At 66.7% G+C, this 974-nt stretch carries 1 protein-coding gene; it reads right to left on the bottom strand.

Features of this window, described 5'->3' with window-relative positions:
- On the bottom strand, positions 1–974 hold a 974-nt coding region (gene tuf, locus KHC28_RS01255; protein WP_214006525.1), incomplete at both ends, for an elongation factor Tu.

The following is a 974-nucleotide window of genomic DNA, read 5'->3' as shown; positions in this document are numbered from 1 at the left end:
CGTCGACCGAGATGTTGTCGCCGGGCATCACCATTTCGGTGCCTTCCGGCAGCGTCACGATGCCCGTCACGTCCGTCGTGCGGAAGTAGAACTGCGGGCGGTAGTTGGTGAAGAACGGCGTGTGGCGGCCGCCCTCTTCCTTCGTCAGGATGTACGCCTCGGCCTTGAACTTGGTGTGCGGCTTCACCGAACCCGGCTTGCACACGACCTGGCCGCGCTCCACGTCCTCGCGCTTGGTGCCACGCACCAGGATGCCGACATTGTCGCCCGCCTGGCCCTGGTCGAGCAGCTTGCGGAACATCTCGACGCCGGTCACCGTCGTCTTCACCGTCGGGCGGATGCCGACGATCTCGACTTCCTCGCCGACCTTGATGATGCCGCGCTCGACGCGGCCGGTCACCACCGTGCCGCGACCCGAGATCGAGAACACGTCTTCGATCGGCATCAGGAACGGCTGGTCAACCGGGCGCTCCGGCTGCGGGATGTAGGCGTCGACCGCCTCCATCAGCTTCAGAACCGCGTCCTTGCCCAGCTTCGGATCGCCGTTCTCCAGCGCCACCAGCGCCGAGCCGCGGATGATCGGGATGTCGTCGCCCGGGAAGTCGTACTTCGACAGCAGCTCGCGAACCTCGAGCTCCACCAGCTCCAGCAGTTCCTCGTCGTCGACCATGTCGCACTTGTTGAGGAACACCACCAGGGCGGGAACGCCGACCTGGCGGGCCAGCAGGATGTGCTCGCGGGTCTGCGGCATCGGGCCGTCGGCCGCCGACACCACCAGGATCGCGCCGTCCATCTGCGCCGCGCCGGTGATCATGTTCTTCACATAGTCGGCGTGGCCGGGGCAGTCGACGTGCGCGTAGTGGCGGTTCGTCGTCTCGTACTCGACGTGCGCCGTCGAGATCGTGATGCCGCGCGCCTTCTCTTCCGGCGCCTTGTCGATCTGGTCGTACGCCGTGAACGTCGCGCCGCCCGAC

Source organism: Ancylobacter sonchi (assembly GCF_018390695.1).
GTDB classification, from domain to species: Bacteria; Pseudomonadota; Alphaproteobacteria; order Rhizobiales; family Xanthobacteraceae; genus Ancylobacter; species Ancylobacter sonchi.
Note: the sequence above shows the minus strand (reverse complement) of the source record. Positions and strands in the feature narration are given on the sequence as shown.